This is a genomic window from Caballeronia sp. LZ019, from assembly GCF_031450825.1.
In the GTDB taxonomy this organism is placed as follows: domain Bacteria; phylum Pseudomonadota; class Gammaproteobacteria; order Burkholderiales; family Burkholderiaceae; genus Caballeronia.
On record NZ_JARTVZ010000001.1, the window covers coordinates 576,206 to 592,574 of the forward strand.

At 63.5% G+C, this 16,369-nt stretch carries 18 protein-coding genes; 9 read left to right on the plus strand and 9 right to left on the minus strand.

From position 1 onward, the window contains the following. Positions 1-33 precede the first annotated feature (33 nt). From P9255_RS02540 to P9255_RS02555, 4 genes are all read right to left on the minus strand, one after another. A complete protein-coding gene (locus tag P9255_RS02540; RefSeq protein ID WP_309768723.1) occupies positions 34-975 on the minus strand; it encodes an ABC transporter substrate-binding protein in 942 nt (313 codons plus the stop codon). 57 nt (positions 976-1,032) lie between these two features. Then, complete coding sequence (locus P9255_RS02545) at positions 1,033-2,076, minus strand: ABC transporter permease (protein WP_309768724.1); 1,044 nt, start codon at positions 2,074-2,076, stop codon at positions 1,033-1,035. Positions 2,077-2,093: 17 nt separating this feature from the next. After that, positions 2,094-3,605 (minus strand): sugar ABC transporter ATP-binding protein, encoded by a 1,512-nt coding sequence (locus P9255_RS02550; protein ID WP_309768725.1) that lies wholly within the window; start codon positions 3,603-3,605, stop codon positions 2,094-2,096. Positions 3,606-3,673: 68 nt separating this feature from the next. Further along, positions 3,674-4,432, minus strand: coding sequence for a GntR family transcriptional regulator (locus tag P9255_RS02555; RefSeq protein ID WP_309768726.1), 759 nt, complete (start codon positions 4,430-4,432; stop codon positions 3,674-3,676). 133 nt (positions 4,433-4,565) lie between these two features. Between P9255_RS02555 and P9255_RS02560 the strand changes: the two genes are divergently transcribed. Further along, complete coding sequence (locus P9255_RS02560; RefSeq protein WP_309789104.1) at positions 4,566-5,864, plus strand: L-fuconate dehydratase; 1,299 nt, start codon at positions 4,566-4,568, stop codon at positions 5,862-5,864. 45 nt (positions 5,865-5,909) lie between these two features. Here the strand turns inward: P9255_RS02560 and P9255_RS02565 are convergent, their stop codons facing one another. From P9255_RS02565 to P9255_RS02585, 5 genes are all read right to left on the minus strand, one after another. Then, positions 5,910-6,656, minus strand: a complete 747-nt coding sequence (locus P9255_RS02565; RefSeq protein ID WP_309768728.1) for a glucose 1-dehydrogenase — start codon at positions 6,654-6,656, stop codon at positions 5,910-5,912. A 153-nt stretch (positions 6,657-6,809) separates the two neighbouring features. Then, positions 6,810-7,331, minus strand: coding sequence for a c-type cytochrome (locus P9255_RS02570; RefSeq protein WP_404980235.1), 522 nt, complete (start codon positions 7,329-7,331; stop codon positions 6,810-6,812). Continuing rightward, positions 7,324-8,601, minus strand: a complete 1,278-nt coding sequence (gene soxC / locus P9255_RS02575) for a sulfite dehydrogenase (RefSeq protein WP_309768729.1) — start codon at positions 8,599-8,601, stop codon at positions 7,324-7,326. The genes P9255_RS02570 and soxC overlap by 8 nt, the downstream gene beginning before the upstream one ends. 143 nt (positions 8,602-8,744) lie before the next feature. Further along, entirely contained in the window at positions 8,745-9,614 is an 870-nt protein-coding gene (locus tag P9255_RS02580) for an MBL fold metallo-hydrolase (RefSeq protein ID WP_309768730.1), read from the minus strand. A 19-nt stretch (positions 9,615-9,633) separates the two neighbouring features. Then, positions 9,634-9,825 carry a hypothetical protein gene (locus P9255_RS02585; protein WP_309768731.1) on the minus strand — a complete coding sequence of 64 codons (192 nt, stop codon included), beginning with the start codon at positions 9,823-9,825 and terminating at the stop codon, positions 9,634-9,636. A gap of 144 nt (positions 9,826-9,969) precedes the next feature. On the opposite strand from P9255_RS02585, the gene P9255_RS02590 reads away from it, so the two are divergent. The 8 genes from P9255_RS02590 (at position 9,970) to P9255_RS02625 (ending at position 16,338) form a co-directional block, all read left to right on the plus strand. Continuing rightward, positions 9,970-10,785: an OBAP family protein gene (locus P9255_RS02590; protein WP_309768732.1), complete on the plus strand. Its 816-nt coding sequence runs from the start codon at positions 9,970-9,972 to the stop codon at positions 10,783-10,785. Between the two features lie 47 nt (positions 10,786-10,832). Next, positions 10,833-11,048, plus strand: a complete 216-nt coding sequence (locus P9255_RS02595; protein WP_309768733.1) for a hypothetical protein — start codon at positions 10,833-10,835, stop codon at positions 11,046-11,048. A gap of 54 nt (positions 11,049-11,102) precedes the next feature. Further along, positions 11,103-11,318, plus strand: a complete 216-nt coding sequence (locus P9255_RS02600; protein ID WP_309768734.1) for a DUF2795 domain-containing protein — start codon at positions 11,103-11,105, stop codon at positions 11,316-11,318. 61 nt (positions 11,319-11,379) lie between these two features. Continuing rightward, positions 11,380-11,832: a DUF3597 domain-containing protein gene (locus tag P9255_RS02605; RefSeq protein WP_309768735.1), complete on the plus strand. Its 453-nt coding sequence runs from the start codon at positions 11,380-11,382 to the stop codon at positions 11,830-11,832. Between the two features lie 106 nt (positions 11,833-11,938). Then, positions 11,939-12,238 carry a DUF6723 family protein gene (locus P9255_RS02610; protein WP_309768736.1) on the plus strand — a complete coding sequence of 100 codons (300 nt, stop codon included), beginning with the start codon at positions 11,939-11,941 and terminating at the stop codon, positions 12,236-12,238. A gap of 225 nt (positions 12,239-12,463) precedes the next feature. Next, complete coding sequence (locus tag P9255_RS02615; RefSeq protein ID WP_309768937.1) at positions 12,464-14,821, plus strand: PAS domain S-box protein; 2,358 nt, start codon at positions 12,464-12,466, stop codon at positions 14,819-14,821. A gap of 312 nt (positions 14,822-15,133) precedes the next feature. After that, entirely contained in the window at positions 15,134-15,850 is a 717-nt protein-coding gene (locus P9255_RS02620; protein ID WP_309789105.1) for a YrzE family protein, read from the plus strand. Between the two features lie 38 nt (positions 15,851-15,888). After that, positions 15,889-16,338 (plus strand): YsnF/AvaK domain-containing protein, encoded by a 450-nt coding sequence (locus P9255_RS02625; RefSeq protein WP_309768738.1) that lies wholly within the window; start codon positions 15,889-15,891, stop codon positions 16,336-16,338. Positions 16,339-16,369: the final 31 nt, after the last annotated feature.

A 16,369-nucleotide genomic window follows, 5' to 3' on the forward strand; every position in this document is an offset into this window, starting at 1 on the left:
AATTGGGTGTTTACTACACCCGGCCGCGCCCGATCAGTCGTACAGCACTGCGGCGATCTTCGGGTCGTTCATGTTGCTCTTGTCGTACCAGTAGAAGCCGGTATCGACCTTCTTCGGCAGCTTCTCGCCCTTCAGCGCCCTGACCGCCGAATCCACCACGCACTTGCCGATACCGATCGGGTTCTGCGTGATCGCGCCGAGCATCAGCCCGTTGTTGATGTCCGCCTTTTGTTCCTTGCCCGAGTCGTAGCCGATCAGCACGAGCTTCTTGCCCGACTCCTTGATGCCGATGGCCGCGCCCGCAGCGGAGCCTTCGTTCGCGCCGAAGATGCCCTTGATGCTGGGGTTGCCCTGGATCATCGCCTTGGCGATTTCCGCCGACTTCAGGTGATCGCCAGCGCCGTATTGCACCGATACGATCTTGATGTTCGGATGCTTCGATTTCATCTGATCGACGAAGCCATCGCGACGATCGATGCCGGTGCGGCTCGTCTGGTCGTGAACGATCACGCCGACTTCGCCCGCATTGCCGATTGCATCGGCCATCTTGTCGGCGGCGAGCGCGGCGGCGGCGACGTTGTCGGTGGCGCACGTCGTGAGCGGAATGTCGCCATCGACGCCCGAGTCGAACGCAATGATCGGAATCTTGTTGTTCTGAGCGCGCCTGAGCAGCGGAATCGTGGCCTTGCTGTCGAGCGCGGCGATGCCGATGGCCTGCGGCTTCTTCGCGAGCGCGGCGGACAGCATGTCGATCTGCTTGTCGACCATGGCTTCGGTCTCGGGTCCTTCGAAGCTGATCCTGACCTTGTGTTCCTTCGCCGACTGTTCGGCGCCGGACTTCACCGCCTGCCAGAACTGGTGCTGGAAGCCTTTGGAGATGAGCGGGATATAAGGCTCGTCCGCGTAGGCCGCGCCCGTTGCGCAGCCGAGCGCGGATACACCGATCAGGATAGCGATGATTCTTCTTTTCAACATGATGCGTCTCCTCCTTGGGTTTATATCGGTTCTTGCGAGATGTTCTTCGCGCGGTGGTCAGCGCTTCCTGCGCCGCAGGATGTCCGCATAGACCGCGAGAATGATGATGAGGCCGGTCACGACGATCTGCCATTCCTGCGCCACCGACATGATGCGCAATCCATTGGTCAGCACGCTCATGATGAACGCGCCGATGATGGTGCCGAGAATCGTTCCCGCGCCGCCGCTCAGCGACGTTCCGCCGATCACGACCGCCGCGATGGCGTCGAGCTCATAGCCTTGTCCGAGCGCCGGCTGCGCCGAGTTGAGCCGCGACGCGATCAAGAGACCCGCGACGCCGCAGATTGCGCCGCCCAGGCCATAGATGGCGATCTTCCAGCGGTCCACGTTCACGCCCGATAGGCGCACCGCTTCCTCATTGCTGCCGAGCGCGAACGTATAGCGGCCGAGCGCCGTGCGATTCAGCGTGATGGAACTCACGATCGCGATAACGAAGAGAATCAGCACCGCATTCGGAATCGGCACGCTCGGGAAGAAATAGCCGATCAGCGAGTCCTGCGAGATCATGTAGAAGTTCTCGGTGTCGGTGAAGTAGATCGGCTTGTTCGACGACACGACGAGGGAAAGGCCCTTCAGCAGCATCATCATGCCGAGCGTCGCGATGAAGGGCGGTATCTTCATCTTCGCGGTCAGCGTGCCGGAGATCGTGCCGCACAGCGCACCCGTTGCGATGGCCGCGACGATGCCGAGCCACATCGGCAGATGCCAGTAGGTGAGAAACACGCCGCATATGACGGCGGTGAAGGTCATCAGCGTGCCCACGGACAAGTCGATGCCGCCCGTGATGATGACGAACGTCGACGCAATCGCCAGCACGCCGTTCACGGCCGTCGCCTGCAGAATGCCCAGGATGTTGTCCGTCTGCATGAACGCGGGCGAGGCGAAGCTGAAGAACACGAGCAGCAGGATGAGGCTTGCGAAGGCGAGCAGCTTTTGCAGCGCGGTCGGAGAGAAAAGCCGGCCGCGCAGGCCGCTTGCGCGTCCCCCGGGGCTGAGCGCGGCGCTATCGGATGGCTGGGAAGGCTGCGATGGCTGGTTCATGGTCGGTCCTCGCGGCTTTAGGCCGCTTGCAGTGTGGGACGACGCGTCGCGAGCTGCATGATGCGCTCTTGCGTCGCTTCGCTCGCGGAAAGTTCGCCGGTGATGCGCCCTTCGCACATCACGACGATACGGTCACTCATGCGCAGAATCTCCGGCAGTTCGGAGGAGATCATCACGATCGCCTTGCCCTGTGCCGCAAGCGAGCGCAGCAGCCGATAGATTTCGCTCTTTGCGCCGACGTCGATGCCGCGCGTGGGTTCGTCGAAGAACAGCACGTCGCAGTCGCGCTCGAGCCATTTGGCAATGACGATCTTCTGCTGGTTGCCGCCCGAGAGCAGCCGCACCGGCTGCGTGGGCGAGGGCGTTCTGATTGCAAGCAGCCTGATGAAATGCGACGCCGACTTGCGAATGCGTGAACGCCGCAGGAACATGCCCGCCCAAAGAAACTTGCCGAGGTCCGACATGACGATGTTCGATTCGACATCCATGCCCGTTGCGAGGCCGAAGCGCTTGCGGTCCTCCGACAGATAGCCGATGCCCCGCGCGACCGCATCGCTCGGCCTCTTGATGCTGGCCTTCGCGCCCTTCACGAAGATCTCGCCGGACGCGATCGGATCGGCCCCGAACACGGCGCGTGCGACTTCGGTGCGGCCCGCGCCCATCAAACCGGCGAAGCCGAGAATCTCGCCTTTGCGAAGCGTGAAGCTCACGTCGCGCACGAGCGGTCCCGCGTTGAGATGCCTGACGTCGAGCGCGACATCGCCCTGGTCCGAACCGCCGAGGAAAGACGTCAGATCGGTGAGCGTGCGGCCCACCATCATGCCGATGATCGTCTCCACGCTCGTCTCGCGCGTGCCGACGGTAGCGACGTATTCGCCGTCGCGCATGACGGTCACGCGGTCCGATATCTGTTCGAGCTCGTCCATCTTGTGCGAGATATAGACGATGCCGACGCCGCGCTCCTTCAGTTGCCGGATGATGCGAAAGAGCTCGGCGATTTCCGCGTCGTTGAGCGCGGAGGTCGGCTCGTCCATGATGAGCACGCGCGAATCGAACGATAGCGCCTTCGCAATCTCGACCATCTGCTGGCTAGCGACGGTGAGCGTGCCGACCACGGTGCGCGGATCGAGATTGACGTGCATGCGCGCGAGAATGTCGTGCGCCGCGCGATTGAGCTTGTCCTCGTCGAGCAGGAGGCCCATCAGCTTGCGGGGCTCGCGTCCGATGAAGATGTTCTGCGCGACGGTCAGATGATTCATCAGATGCAGCTCCTGATGAATGATGCCGATGCCGAGCGCCTGCGCTTCACGCGGACTGGTGAACTCGACCGGCTTGCCGTCCACGAACATGTCGCCTGAATCGCGGCTGTAAACGCCGGCGAGAATCTTCATCAGCGTGGACTTGCCCGCGCCGTTTTCGCCCATGAGCGCATGGACTTCACCCGGCATGAGTTCGAACTGCACTTCATGCAGCGCGCGCACGCCTGGAAAACTTTTACTGAGCTTGCTGACAGAAATGAGCGGAGTCATGGAGTCCCGTTTCAAGAGGTTCGATACTGCGTGTCGATACCGCTGAACATCCACTGCCACTGCTACAGCTACTGCTCGAAGAGATCAGGCCTCTTCCCGGCCGAGCGGTGCAGCTCAGTCACGACCTGGTCGAGATGGTCGTGCATGGCTTTCGCGGCGGCATCGGCTTCGCCCTTTCGTATCGCTTCGAAAATGCGTTCGTGTTCTGCGAGCGTATGCACGAGCCGCTCCGGACTGGCCAGAATCTGCCGCGCGCGATCCAGCGCGTTGCGCGATACCGCGACGATTTCCTTCACACGCGGCAACGCGATTGCATCGAGCAGGATTTCGTGAAAGCCCAGGTCCAGCGCATGGAACGCAAGACGCTGCGTATTCGCGACGGCCGCGCGTTGCTGCTCCAGATTGCTGGCGAGTGACTCGAGCGTCGCCGGCGAAAGATGAAGCGCCACGTCGCGCACCGTTTCCACTTCGAGCGCACTGCGGATGAACAAATGCTGATGAATGTCGCGCAGCGCGATGGGTTTGACTCGCGTGCCGCGCTGCGGCAAGACTTCGACGAGGCCCGCGTGCTCGAGCCGCGCCAGTGCAGCGGAAACAGGAAAGCGCGACACGCCCATGCGTTCGCATACGGCAATCTTGTCGATCATCATTCCCGGTTCGAGCGCCAGCGTGACGATGGCTTCGCGTAACGCTTCCTCCACCGCATCGGTGAGACTGCCGCGCTGCGCGCCACCGATCTTGTGCAGTGCGTCATACGGAGTACTCATAGTGTTCGTATCGGACGAAGTACTCACGGGGCGCTTGATTTCCGATGAAGATGCTAGCATGCTAGAAAGCAGATTCGATGTTGTCAACGCGTGCAAATGCCTAGTCGTCGTTAAGCGCTTATGACGTCATCGAACTTCATTGGTGTTTTCCCGCAGACCGAAGTCGATCGCCATCGCCCCGGAGGGCGCCCTGATGACCACGATCACCAACCTGTCCGTTCGGGACATCCGCTTTCCCACTTCGCGCTCGCTCGATGGCTCCGACGCCATGAACGCCGCGCCGGACTATTCCGCCACCTACGTCACGCTCGAAGCGGATTCACCGTCCGGCGTGACGGGCCACGGCCTCACCTTCACCATCGGACGCGGCAACGAGATATGCGTTGCCGCCGTCAATGCGCTCAGGCCGCTCATCGTCGGCAGGACGCTCGAAGACATCACCGCGAACATGGGCGCGTTCTGGCGCGCGTTCACATCGGACAGTCAGTTGCGCTGGATCGGTCCCGACAAGGGCGCGATTCATCTCGCGACGGCAGCGGTCGTCAACGCGGTGTGGGATTTGTGGGCGAAAGCCGAAGGCAAGCCGGTGTGGAAGCTGCTCGTTGACATGACGCCCGAAGAACTGGTGCGATGTCTCGACTTACGCTATGTCACCGATGCAATCACGCCCTACGAGGCCATCGCGATCCTGAATCGCCATGCGAAGACGCGCGGCGAACGCGAGAAGGAAATGCTCGACCGCGGTTATCCGGCTTATACGACATCGGCGGGCTGGCTCGGCTACGACGACGACAAGATTCGCCGGCTCGCACGCGAAGGCGTCGCGCAGGGCTGGACGCACTTCAAGCAGAAGGTCGGCGGCAATCTCGAAGAAGACGTGCGCCGTGCGCGCATTCTTCGCGAAGAGATCGGCGCGGATGCAAAGCTGATGATGGACGCGAACCAGGTGTGGGACGTCGATGAAGCCGTCGCCAACATGCGGCGTCTGGCCGAGTTCGATCCCTGGTGGATCGAAGAACCCACGAGCCCGGACGATGTTCTCGGCCATGCGGCCATCCGTCGAAGACTCGGTTCCATCGGCGTCGCGACGGGCGAGCACTGCCAGAACCGCGTGATGTTCAAGCAGTTGCTGCAGGCCGAAGCCATCGATTTCTGTCAGATAGACAGTTGCCGTCTCGGCGGCCTGAACGAAGTGCTGATCGTGCTGCTGATGGCCGCGAAGTTCGGCGTGCCGGTATGTCCGCACGCGGGCGGCGTCGGGCTATGCGAGTACGTTCAGCACATATCGCTGTTCGATTACATTTGCGTGTCGGGCTCGCTCGAGAATCGCGTGCTCGAATACGTCGATCATCTGCACGAGCATTTCGTCGATCCCGTCGTGATCCGCAACGGCCGGTACATGCCGCCGCAGCAGCCGGGCTACAGCATCGAAATGAAGGCGGCTTCGCTCGACCGGCATGTGTATCCGGATGGCGAAGCCTGGCGTTCGTGAACGCGTGCCCGGCCGTTCGAAGGCCGGGCGTGTATCGACCGCTGATTAACGCAGCCCGCCGCTCGCAATGATGCTTTCGCCCGTCAGCCAGCGTGCATCGTCCGATGCGAGGAACACCGCAACGGATGCGATGTCGTCGGGCTGGCCCAGGCGGCCTAGCGGCGTCTGCGCGACGATGGCGGCATCCATCTCCGAACCGATGATGCCCGCCGTATTCGTGCCTTCGGTCACCACCATGCCCGGGTTGATCGAGTTCACGCGAATCTTCTTCGGCCCGAGCTCACGCGCGAGCGCCCCGGTGATGGCGTCGACCGCGCCCTTGGTGCCGCTATAGACCGCGCTTGCGGGCGGCGTGATGCGGCTCACTACCGAACTCACGTTGATGATGCTCGCGCCTTCGCCCAGATGCTCCGCGGCGGCCTGCGTCACGAGCAGCACGCCGAGCACGTTGACATTGAACTGCTTGTGGAAGTGTTCTTCGGTGATCTCTTCGATCGCACCGAATTCATAGATGCCCGAGTTGTTCACGAGGATATCGAGCCGGCCATACGTTTCGACGGCCGCATTCACGATGCCTTGCGCATCCGCCGCTTTCGACACGTCGCCGCCGACCGCGATCGCGCGTCCGTTGGCTGCTGTGATGTCGGCCACGACCGCATCCGCGCCCGCTCTGCTGCTCGAATAGTTCACCACCACCGAAGCGCCTTCCGCTGCGAGCTTTCTGGCGATTGCAGCGCCGATACCCTTCGATGCACCTGTGACGACGGCGACTTTCCCTGTGAGCTTGCTCATGATCGTTTCCTTTCAAGGATGGTTTGCGGCGGTTCATCGGTCGAACCGATCTGCTAAGCGCAAATGTAGACAGGTCGATCAATGCGATAAAGCGGCTCGCAACGAATTGACTGGCGGGAAATCACGAATAATCGATTCCTTCCGATGCGTTCGCTACAACGCACCCGGTCTCGGGTCGCCGACGAAGCCGTCGCGGTTCGGCATCTTCACGCGAGGCAACGACCGTGCATCGAGCCGCGCGTCTTCCGGCACGATCCTGTTCAGATAGAGCACATACGCGCTGACCGCATAGACCTCGTCCGCCGACAGCGATTGCGGCGCGTTGTACGGCATCGCGCGGCGTATGTAATCGAAGAGCGTCGTCGCATACGGCCAGTAGCTGCCGACCGTCTTCTTCGGCTTCGCGCTCGACAACGTGCCGATGCCTCCTGCGAGCGGATCGCCGATGCCGCCCTCGCCGTTCGCGCCGTGGCACATCGCGCACTTCGCGCCGAAGATCAGCTTGCCGTGCGCGACATCGCCGGAACCTGCCGGCAGGTTGCGACCTGCCGCATCGATGTCGATGTCCCATGCGGCGATCGCGTCTCGATCGACAGGATGACCGATGCCGTAATCGGTCGCGAACGCATACGAGGGAATCGTGAAGGCCGTCGCCATCAAGAGCGTCTTAAGCATTGCGCACCTCGCCGCTCGCATCGACATGCCAGTTATGAATGCCGTTGTAGTGATACTGCGTGTTGAGCCCGCGCGCGGCCACCAGCGCTTCACGCGACGGCTGCACGTAGCCGGTTTCGTCCGTCGCGCGGCTTTGCAGATCGGCGGGGCCGCCGTCCCATCGCCAGTCCGCTTCGAAACGCGTGAGCGCCCGGTCATTCACCGCACTCGTCAGACGCGCGGCGCGCCAGCTCCGGCCGCCATCGGCCGATACCTCCACGCCCTTGATGCGGCCGCGTCCGGACCATGCATAGCCGCTGATCGCATAGAAGCCCCGCTCTTTCAGCCGATGCCCCGCCGATGGACGCGTGATGACCGACTTCGCATCCATCTCGAAGACGAACTGACGCGCGCGGCCATCGGGCAGCAGGCTCGTGTACTTCGATGTTTCCTCTCGCGTCATTTCCGGCGCGCGCACGAGTTTCAGACGCCGCAGCCATTTGATGTTCGTATTGCCTTCGAAGCCGGGTACGACGAGCCGCACCGGGTAGCCGTTCTCCGCGCGCAGACGTTCGCCGTTCTGCGCATACACGACGAGCGCGCGTTCGAGGATTCGATCGAGCGGCAGGCTGCGCGTCATCGCCGCGCCGTCGGCGCCTTCGGCCAGCAGCCATTGCGCGGACGGTTCGATGCCGACCTCGTCGAGCAAGGTCGAGAGCCGCACGCCCGTCCATTCGCAGCACGACAGCAGGCCGTGCGTGAGTTGCACCGGCAAGCCGCTCGGCCCGTTCCACTCCGTGCCGGTATTGCCCGAGCATTCGAGGAAGTACACGTGCGATTCGGCGGGCAGGCGCACGAGATCGTCCATGCTGAAGACGCGCGGCTCGCGCACGAAGCCGTGAATCACGAGCCGGTGCTGGTCCGGATCGATCTTCGGCACGCCCGCGTGATGCCGCTCGTACACGAGGCCGTTCGGTGTGAGGGTGCCGAAGAGATCGGCGAGCGGCGTCATCGATGAGCCGGAGCCCGGCATCGCGGGAGCGCGCGCGCTACGTCGAATGACATCGCGTTCGAACGATGCAGGCCCGCCATACGCAGGCGACAGCAGCGGCGAGCCCGGCGCAAGCGTCCACGACGGCACGGCGAGCGGCGCGGACGGCGCGAGCACATCGGCCCGCAATGCAGCGCCCGAGGCGAACATGCCGGCCGTGCCGGCCGCGAGCTTGCGCATGGCGTCGCGCCGTCCTTCCGCCACGCGCGGAGATCGCGTGGTCTTCGTTGGTTTTCGCATCGTATGGAATCCGTAATGATCTCCGCCGCTCGATGAGCGAAAGAGCCGCGCGGCCCTGAAAGCGCAGGCGCATCATTCTAGTCAACGGACGTTCGTCCGCTAACCAACGAGGATTCATATCGTTATGAGAGAAGCCGGGACGTTCAGTAGACCAGCAACTGCTCGGCGGGAATGCCGGGCGAACGTCCCGCCAGTCTTTCGAATTCGAAGGGATCGTGACTGCAGAAGACAGTCAGCTCGGAACCCGCGCTTCGGCAAAGCTCGCGCAGGCGTGCCTGATTGTGCAGGCGCGCCGCGCGATCCTTCTCCATCATCCATTGATAGAACGCGAGGCCCGGCGTGCAGCGCGGGCGGTCGCGGTCCATCTCCGTATGGAAGAAGTAGGCGTCGGCGGCGAGCAGCAGCCATCCCGCGCCGTCCTTGCGCACCGCGATGCCCGCGTGTCCGAGCGTATGGCCGGGCAGCGGCACGAGCGCGATGTCATCCGCGAAACCCGGCAGCGGACGCACGGAGTCGAAGCCGCGCCACGTCTCACCGCCTCCGCGATGCACCTTCCAGTGGCCGCGCGTTGACCACTGCTGCGGGCGGAAGCGCTGCCGGTCGAGCCACGTCCTCTGCGCGAGCGCATCGTCGCGTTCGATCTCGAGCATATGCACGGTGGCCTGCGGGAAGTCATCGAGGCCGCCCGCGTGATCGAAGTCGAGGTGACTCATCAGGATGTGGCGCACATCGCTCGCCCTGAAGCCGAGACGCTCGATCTGCCGCACCGCCGTCATCTCTTCGCGGAACGCCGGCTTCAGCATGAAAAGAAAGAACGTGCTCAGGCGGCTCTGCGGATTCGCGACATCCCGCAGGCCGAAGCCCGTATCGATGAGCACGAGGCCGTCGTTCGTCTCGACGAGCAGGCAATGACACGTCAGCTCGCCGCGACGCAACAGGCTCGGCGTGCGGCCGTCGAACAGCTTGCCGCCGAGCGGACAACTCGAGATGCAATTCAGGTGATGAACGCGCATGAGGACCGCTCGCGCGTCATCAGGACTTGTCGCCGCCTGCGGGCTTCACTTCGGACAGATCGTCGGCCCTCACCTCGGCTTCGCGCACCGTGGTGCCTTCGTCGTCGGTTTCGGAGACATCGGTCGTAAAGGTTTCGTCGCTGCCGGTTTGCGCCTGATCGTCGGCGTTCTGCGATGCATCCGGTTTGCCGTTCTGGGGTGACGTGCTCATGATTCGCTCCTGAAGGTGAACGTGAGGGGGACGGATGCGGCACTGCGAGATCCGCACGCCGACCTTCAAGCAATCGCAGTGCCGCGCGCGCTTGCGTTCGCCCACGCGTGCCGGAACGCTTATTGCTGCCCGACGGACAAGGGAATGCATGACAAAACGGAGACATGGATGACCAACCGGCGCGTGCTGTCGAACCAATCGGACCCGCTGATGCCGCTCGCCGCAGGCGTGGTCGCGGGCCTTGCTGCGGCTGCGGGGCTCCTGATCGGCCGCCGTGCGAGCGCGCTTGCGCGCACGGGCGAGGGCCACTCGGCGAAGCATCGCCTGCTCGATCTCGCATCGGGCGTGATGCAGCCGAAGTATCCGCTCGACGCCATGAGCACGTGGCTCAACGGCTTCCACATGTATGCGGACGACATGGGCCGACAGGTCGAAGCTCACCACTTCTGCATTCATCTGAAGCACGACCTGCATCAATGCGTGATCTTCGATTCGAACCGGCCGGATGCGCGGCTCATCGGCATCGAATACATCATTTCGGAAGCGCGCTTCCGGCAACTGCCCGAGGAAGAGAAGCGCCTCTGGCACAGCCATCACTATGAAGTGAAGTCGGGCACTCTGATTGCGCCCGGCATACCGGAGATGGCCGAGCGCGCCTATTTCAACGATCTCGTGTCCACTTACGGAAAGACCTTTCATACGTGGCAGATCGATCGCGACGACTTCCCGTACGGCCCGCCGCAACTGATGATGGGTTTCACGCAGGACGGGCAGCTCGACGAATCAATGCTCGCTGCGCGCGATGCGCGTCTCGGCGTCTCGTGGGAAGACCGGCGGCGCAAGCGCTACGACATTCCCGTGCCCGACATCGCGCCGGGTGCGAATGCGTGGGAAAGCGGCACCTCAGTGCAGACGACGCTCATGGACGTCCCGTTCAGGGACGGGCGCGATGCGTCGTGATCGGCCAAACGCAGTCCAAACCCAGAATGGAGGAAGGACAAATGCGCATGAACCCCATCACCCCCATTACTCGCATGGCAGTGCTCGGTGCAGTCGTCGCCGCGATGTCGCTCACGGCGGGCTGCAAGCGCGGCTCCGATAACGCCGCCGGCGGCGCAGCAAGCGACACCTCCGCAGCGTCCGCGCCGATGGCGTCCGCCCCTGCCGCGACGAGCTTCCCCGCGACCGCCGCCAGCGACGCCCCCGCCGGCGCGAGCCAGTAAGCGAGGCTGCATCGCGCAGGCGCTTTTCGAATCATCCTCTCAAGGAGAAATGCGATGGCCAAAGACGAGTCCAGCGGCTCGAACAACATGTTCATCGAGATGCAGAAGGCGCTCAAGGGAATCGACTATCCCGCGGACAAACAGACGCTCCTCGAGACCGCGCGCAGCAACGGCGCGAGCGAGGAAGTCACCAACGCGCTCGACGCGCTGCCCGAGCAGGAATACGACAGCCCCGCCGCGGTATCGAAGGCGGTCGGCCAGGAAGAGTGAAAGTCTTTCAATCACCTGCACTGCGCGGACTTCGCGCTGCTCCAACCAAAGGGGGAACACAATGAGCATTTTCTCGACGATCCTGAACAAGATCTTCCCGCATGACCATCCGGCCGCGACGACGTCCGGGGCGGCCACGCCGCCGGCGGCATCGAACGCGACGGGCGGTGCGCCGGCCGCGGCGCAGGCCAATCCGTCGGCTGCGCCGGCCACGCCCGGCACCGAACCCGCGCGTCCTCCCGTCACGCCGATGCCCGAAGTTGACGTCGAAGCAATCCTCTCGCAAAAGCAGCAGCAGAACGGCGCAAACCTGAACTGGCGCACCTCGATCGTCGATCTGATGAAGCTCCTCGGCCTCGACAGCAGTCTGCAGGCGCGCAAGGAACTCGCGTCCGAATTGCACTACACCGGCAATACCGAAGACTCGGCTTCGATGAACATCTGGTTGCACAAGGAAGTGATGAAGAAGCTCGCGGAGAACGGCGGCAAGGTTCCCGACGATCTCAAGAACTGACGCGCGGACTCGCGATGACCGGCTCTGTCGTGCGATCGGCAGTCGAAGCATTCGGCGTGCGGCATGCCGAGCGTTCGCGCCGTTTCTACTGAGGGATGTGATCGCCATGAAAGAACCGGTCTCGCGTCGCGCGAAACTCGTGCTGTTCCCATGGAAGAAGAACGTGTCGGCGAAACCCGGCCTCACCGACGATGATTACGCGATCTACGCGTCGTATCGGCCTCACGTGAGCGGCGCATTCGTCGGCACGCTGAAAGTCGTGCGGCTCACCGACGGGCGTCTGCTCTACCCCTTCGACGGCGCCGAGGAGATCGGCCCGTTCACGCTCAAGGACGACGCGAAAAACGCGGCGCAGGCGCGGGGCCGGGAAATCGTCGCAGCCGATCTGCGGATGCCGGAGATGTGAGCCCGCCCCGCCGCACGGGGACCGACGGGCGCGCTCGCGCCTTTTCTTGCGCGGCTTCCTCATCGCCAGCGCGCGTTTGCCCGCATCGCCGCGCCATGCTTGAACGGCACCCTCGCACGAAGAAGGCCGCAAGCCGCTAAAATGCCGGGTTGAGACAACTCCCGTCCATGCTTTGCGAATTGCCGCGTGAAGGGTCAACGAGTACAAGAACCGATGACGATTGCCATGCGCAAGAGCGACAACCCGAACGACCGTCACACCCTTCGAGACTGGGCGCGCATCTGGGTCGAATCGACGACGAACCTTGCCGCCTTCTTCCTGTCGCCCGAGGGTTTCGTCTCCACATGGAACCCGGGCGGCGGCGCCATCTACGGCTATGCACCCGATGAAATCATCGGACGCCATTACTCCATCTTCTTTCCCGACGAGGTTCGCGAACGCGGCATCGTCGAGACGGAGTTGCGCGAAGCGCGTGAGCACCGGAGCTTCGAGACCGAGGGCTGGCGCAAGCGCAAGGACGGCTCGGTGTTCTGGGCAAGCGTGCTGACGACCTCGCTCGTCGATAGGGACGGCTCGGTGCTCGGCTTCGTGAAGATCGTTCGCGACGAGAGCGACAAGCGCAAGGCGCACGATGCGGTCATCGAAAGCGAGCGGCGCTTCAGGCTGCTCGTGGAAGGCGTGACCGATTACTCGATCTTCATGCTTTCGCCCGAAGGTCTCGTGACCAACTGGAACAGCGGCGCGCGGCGCATCAAGGGCTATACCGCCGACGAAATCATCGGGGCTCACTTCTCCCGCTTCTATACGCCCGAAGACGCCGCCGCCGGCCTGCCGCAACGCGCGCTCGACACCGCCGCGCGCGAAGGACGCTTCGAGTCCGAAGGCTGGCGACTGCGCCGCAACGGCACGCGCTTCTGGGCGCATGTGATCGTTGACGCCATCCGCGACGAAAAAGGCACGCTGATCGGCTTTGCAAAGATCACGCGTGACGTGACCGAGCGGCGCGAAGCGGACCAGCTTCTGGAAGAAACCCGCGCGGCGCTCCTTCAGGCGCAGAAGATGGAAGCCATCGGCAAGCTGACGGGCGGCGTCGCGCATGACTTCAATAACGTGCTGCAAGTGCTGCGCGGCAATCTCGAACTGTTGCGCACCCGCTGTCTTCACGATAGCTGGAGCATGGAACGCCTGGGCAGCGCGATCGACGCTGTCGAGCGCGGGGCCAAGCTCGCATCGCAATTGCTCGCGTTCGGACGCAGGCAGGCGTTGCGGCCCGTATCGGTGAATCTCGCGGCGATGGTGCGCGGCATGGACGATCTGCTGCGTCGCGCGCTCGGGGAGACCATCGAAGTGGAGACCGTCGTATCGGGCGGGCTGTGGAATGCGTTCGTCGACCTGCATCAGCTGGAAAACGTGCTGCTGAATCTTGCGATCAATGCGCGCGACGCAATGCCCGAGGGCGGCAAGCTCACGCTGGAGCTCGCCAACGCGATGCTCGACGACCGCTACGTGCGCAGCTTGTCGGATGTGCCCGCCGGCCAGTACGTGATGCTCGGCGTGACCGACACGGGCGGCGGCATGACGCCCGAAGTCGTCGAGCGCGCATTCGATCCGTTCTTCACGACGAAGCCCGAAGGCGAAGGCACCGGCCTCGGACTGAGCATGGCGTACGGCTTCGTCAAGCAAAGCGGCGGACATATCCGCATCTATAGCGAAGTCGGTCACGGCACGACCGTGCGCGTCTATCTGCCGCGATCGTCCGTCGAGGCGATAGAGCCGGTGATCTGGCGCAACACCCCGGTCACGGGCGGCACCGAGACGGTGCTCGTCGTCGAGGACGACCGGAAGGTGCAGGCGACGGTGATCGAGATGCTCTCCGATCTCGGCTATCACGTGCTGAAAGCGGACAACGCCGATCAGGCGCTCGTGGTCCTGAGCAGCGGCGTTCACGTCGATCTCATCTTCACCGACGTCGTGATGCCCGGTTCCGTCAAAAGTCCCGAGATGGCGCGTCGCGCGGTCACCATGCAGCCGCATGTGCGCGTGCTGTTCACATCGGGTTATACGCAGAACGCCATCGTGCATGGCGGGCGTCTCGATCCGGGCGTCGAGCTGCTGAGCAAGCCGTACAGCCGCGAAGACCTCGCTTTCAAGCTCCGGCAGATGCTGGGCTCGCCGGCTGCGCCCGCTGCGGCGCCGGTCGATGAAGCATCGGCGCAATCGGCCCCGAAGGATGCGAAGCGCGTGCTCGTCGTCGAAGACGACGGCGCGACGCGCGAAGCGGTCGGCGAACTCATCGTCATGCTCGGACATCAGGTGGTCAGCGCCGCGAACGCGCAGTCGGCACTCGATGCGATGTCGCAAGGCCCGTTCGACGTGCTCCTCACCGACATCAACTTGCCCGACATGACGGGCATCGAACTGGCGCGACGCTGGATTCAGCGCTTCCCCGACATGAACGTGATCTTCGCGTCGGGCGACACCGTCATGCAGGAGGACGTGGGCGACTTCCCGTGGCGCGCGTTGCGCAAACCCTATACGCTCGAACAACTGGACTGCGCGTTGCGCGAGACGGGCGCAGCCTGAGCATGCGTCATCGCTGCGGCGCATGGCCGAGACCGCGATAGTCGCCCGCGTCTCGGCCGACGACCCTCGTTAATTCATTGCTCACTGCGGACGGGCCGCGTCCGCCCCTGCAGGAATGATTTCGATTTATCCGACGCTTGTTACGGCGTCCAAAATGATTCGAACCAGCTTGTAAATCTGCTACGACGCTCGCCCCCTTCGAGCGTCGGCGCACTGTCGCGTGTCGCGGCACAACGCTTGCGGAAAGCGTTCACCTGAAGCGCAAGCGCCACCTGCGGCCATGCGGAAGGTGTGACCTATTAGGGGAACAACATGAAACTTCTCACCACGCGCGACGGCCTGCCACGGTTGTCGTGGTGCTCCATCATCGCGGGCGTCATCTTGTCGATGGTCGTCTATCTCATCATGAGCGTGCTCGGCACGGCGATAGGCGCATCGCTGCTCTCTCCGATGTCGAAGCCCGATACATTGCACGGCTTCGGCTTTGGCTCCGGCGTTTGGGTCATCGTCACGACGGTGCTCGCCGTATTCGTCGGCTCCTACTACGCCGGGCGATGCGCGCCCGTGCTCGGCTGGCTGCACGGTCTGCTCGCGTGGGCCGTCATGACGCTTCTGATCGTCTATGGAATGACCTCGATCATTACCGGCGCAGTGAGCACGGCAGGCAGCATAGCCGCGACGAGCGCGCAGGTCGGCGCGACAGCCGCCGACCAGTCGGGCACCGCGAGCCAGATGATCGACACCGCGAAGCAACAGGTGCAGGCGGCGGTCGCATCGGCGGCATCGGCGGTATCCAGTCCCGAAGCCGAGCAAAACGCGCGTCAGGCCGCCGACACGGCCGCTCGCAACGTCGCCCGCGCAAGCTGGTTCTCGTTTGCGGCGCTCGTGGTAGGGGCGATCATCGCCATCGTGTCGGGCAATGCAGGATTCAGGCATCAGCCGCCGTTCGAGGAAGGCGGCGGCTCCGCCACCACGCGCGATACGGCGGCCACGCGTAACCGTCCGCTGCAAAGCGGCGGACGCGCCTGAGCATCGACGTGAAGACCACCAAAGAAACGGAGACCCCGATGAACCCGGACGAAACGCCCAGGCACGTGAGCCCATCGACGGATTCGTCCGACGAAGTTCGGCTGGCGGCGGTTCAGGAAGAACTCGCCGTCGGCGTCCGCAAGACCGAAACCGGCTCGGTGCGCGTGCGCAAGGTCGTGCACGAGGAGATGCAACCGGTATCGATGCGCCTTTCCACCGAACAGGTCGAAGTCTCGCGCGTGCCGGTGAACCGGGCCGTCGATGAACGGACGGAACCGAGGCATGAAGGCGACACGCTCATCATCCCCGTCTTCGAATACGTGCCGGTAGTGCGGATGCAACTCACGTTGAAAGAAGAAGTGCATGTCCGGACGATCCATACGCAAGAGGACGTCGTTCGTCAGGTTCTTTTGAACTCCGAAGAATTGATTGTCGAACGGCGCGACGGCCCGGACGGCGAATGGAAACCCGATCGAAGCAGCGAGTGACGGCAGGCGGGAACGCTCGTTGCGCTTCTCG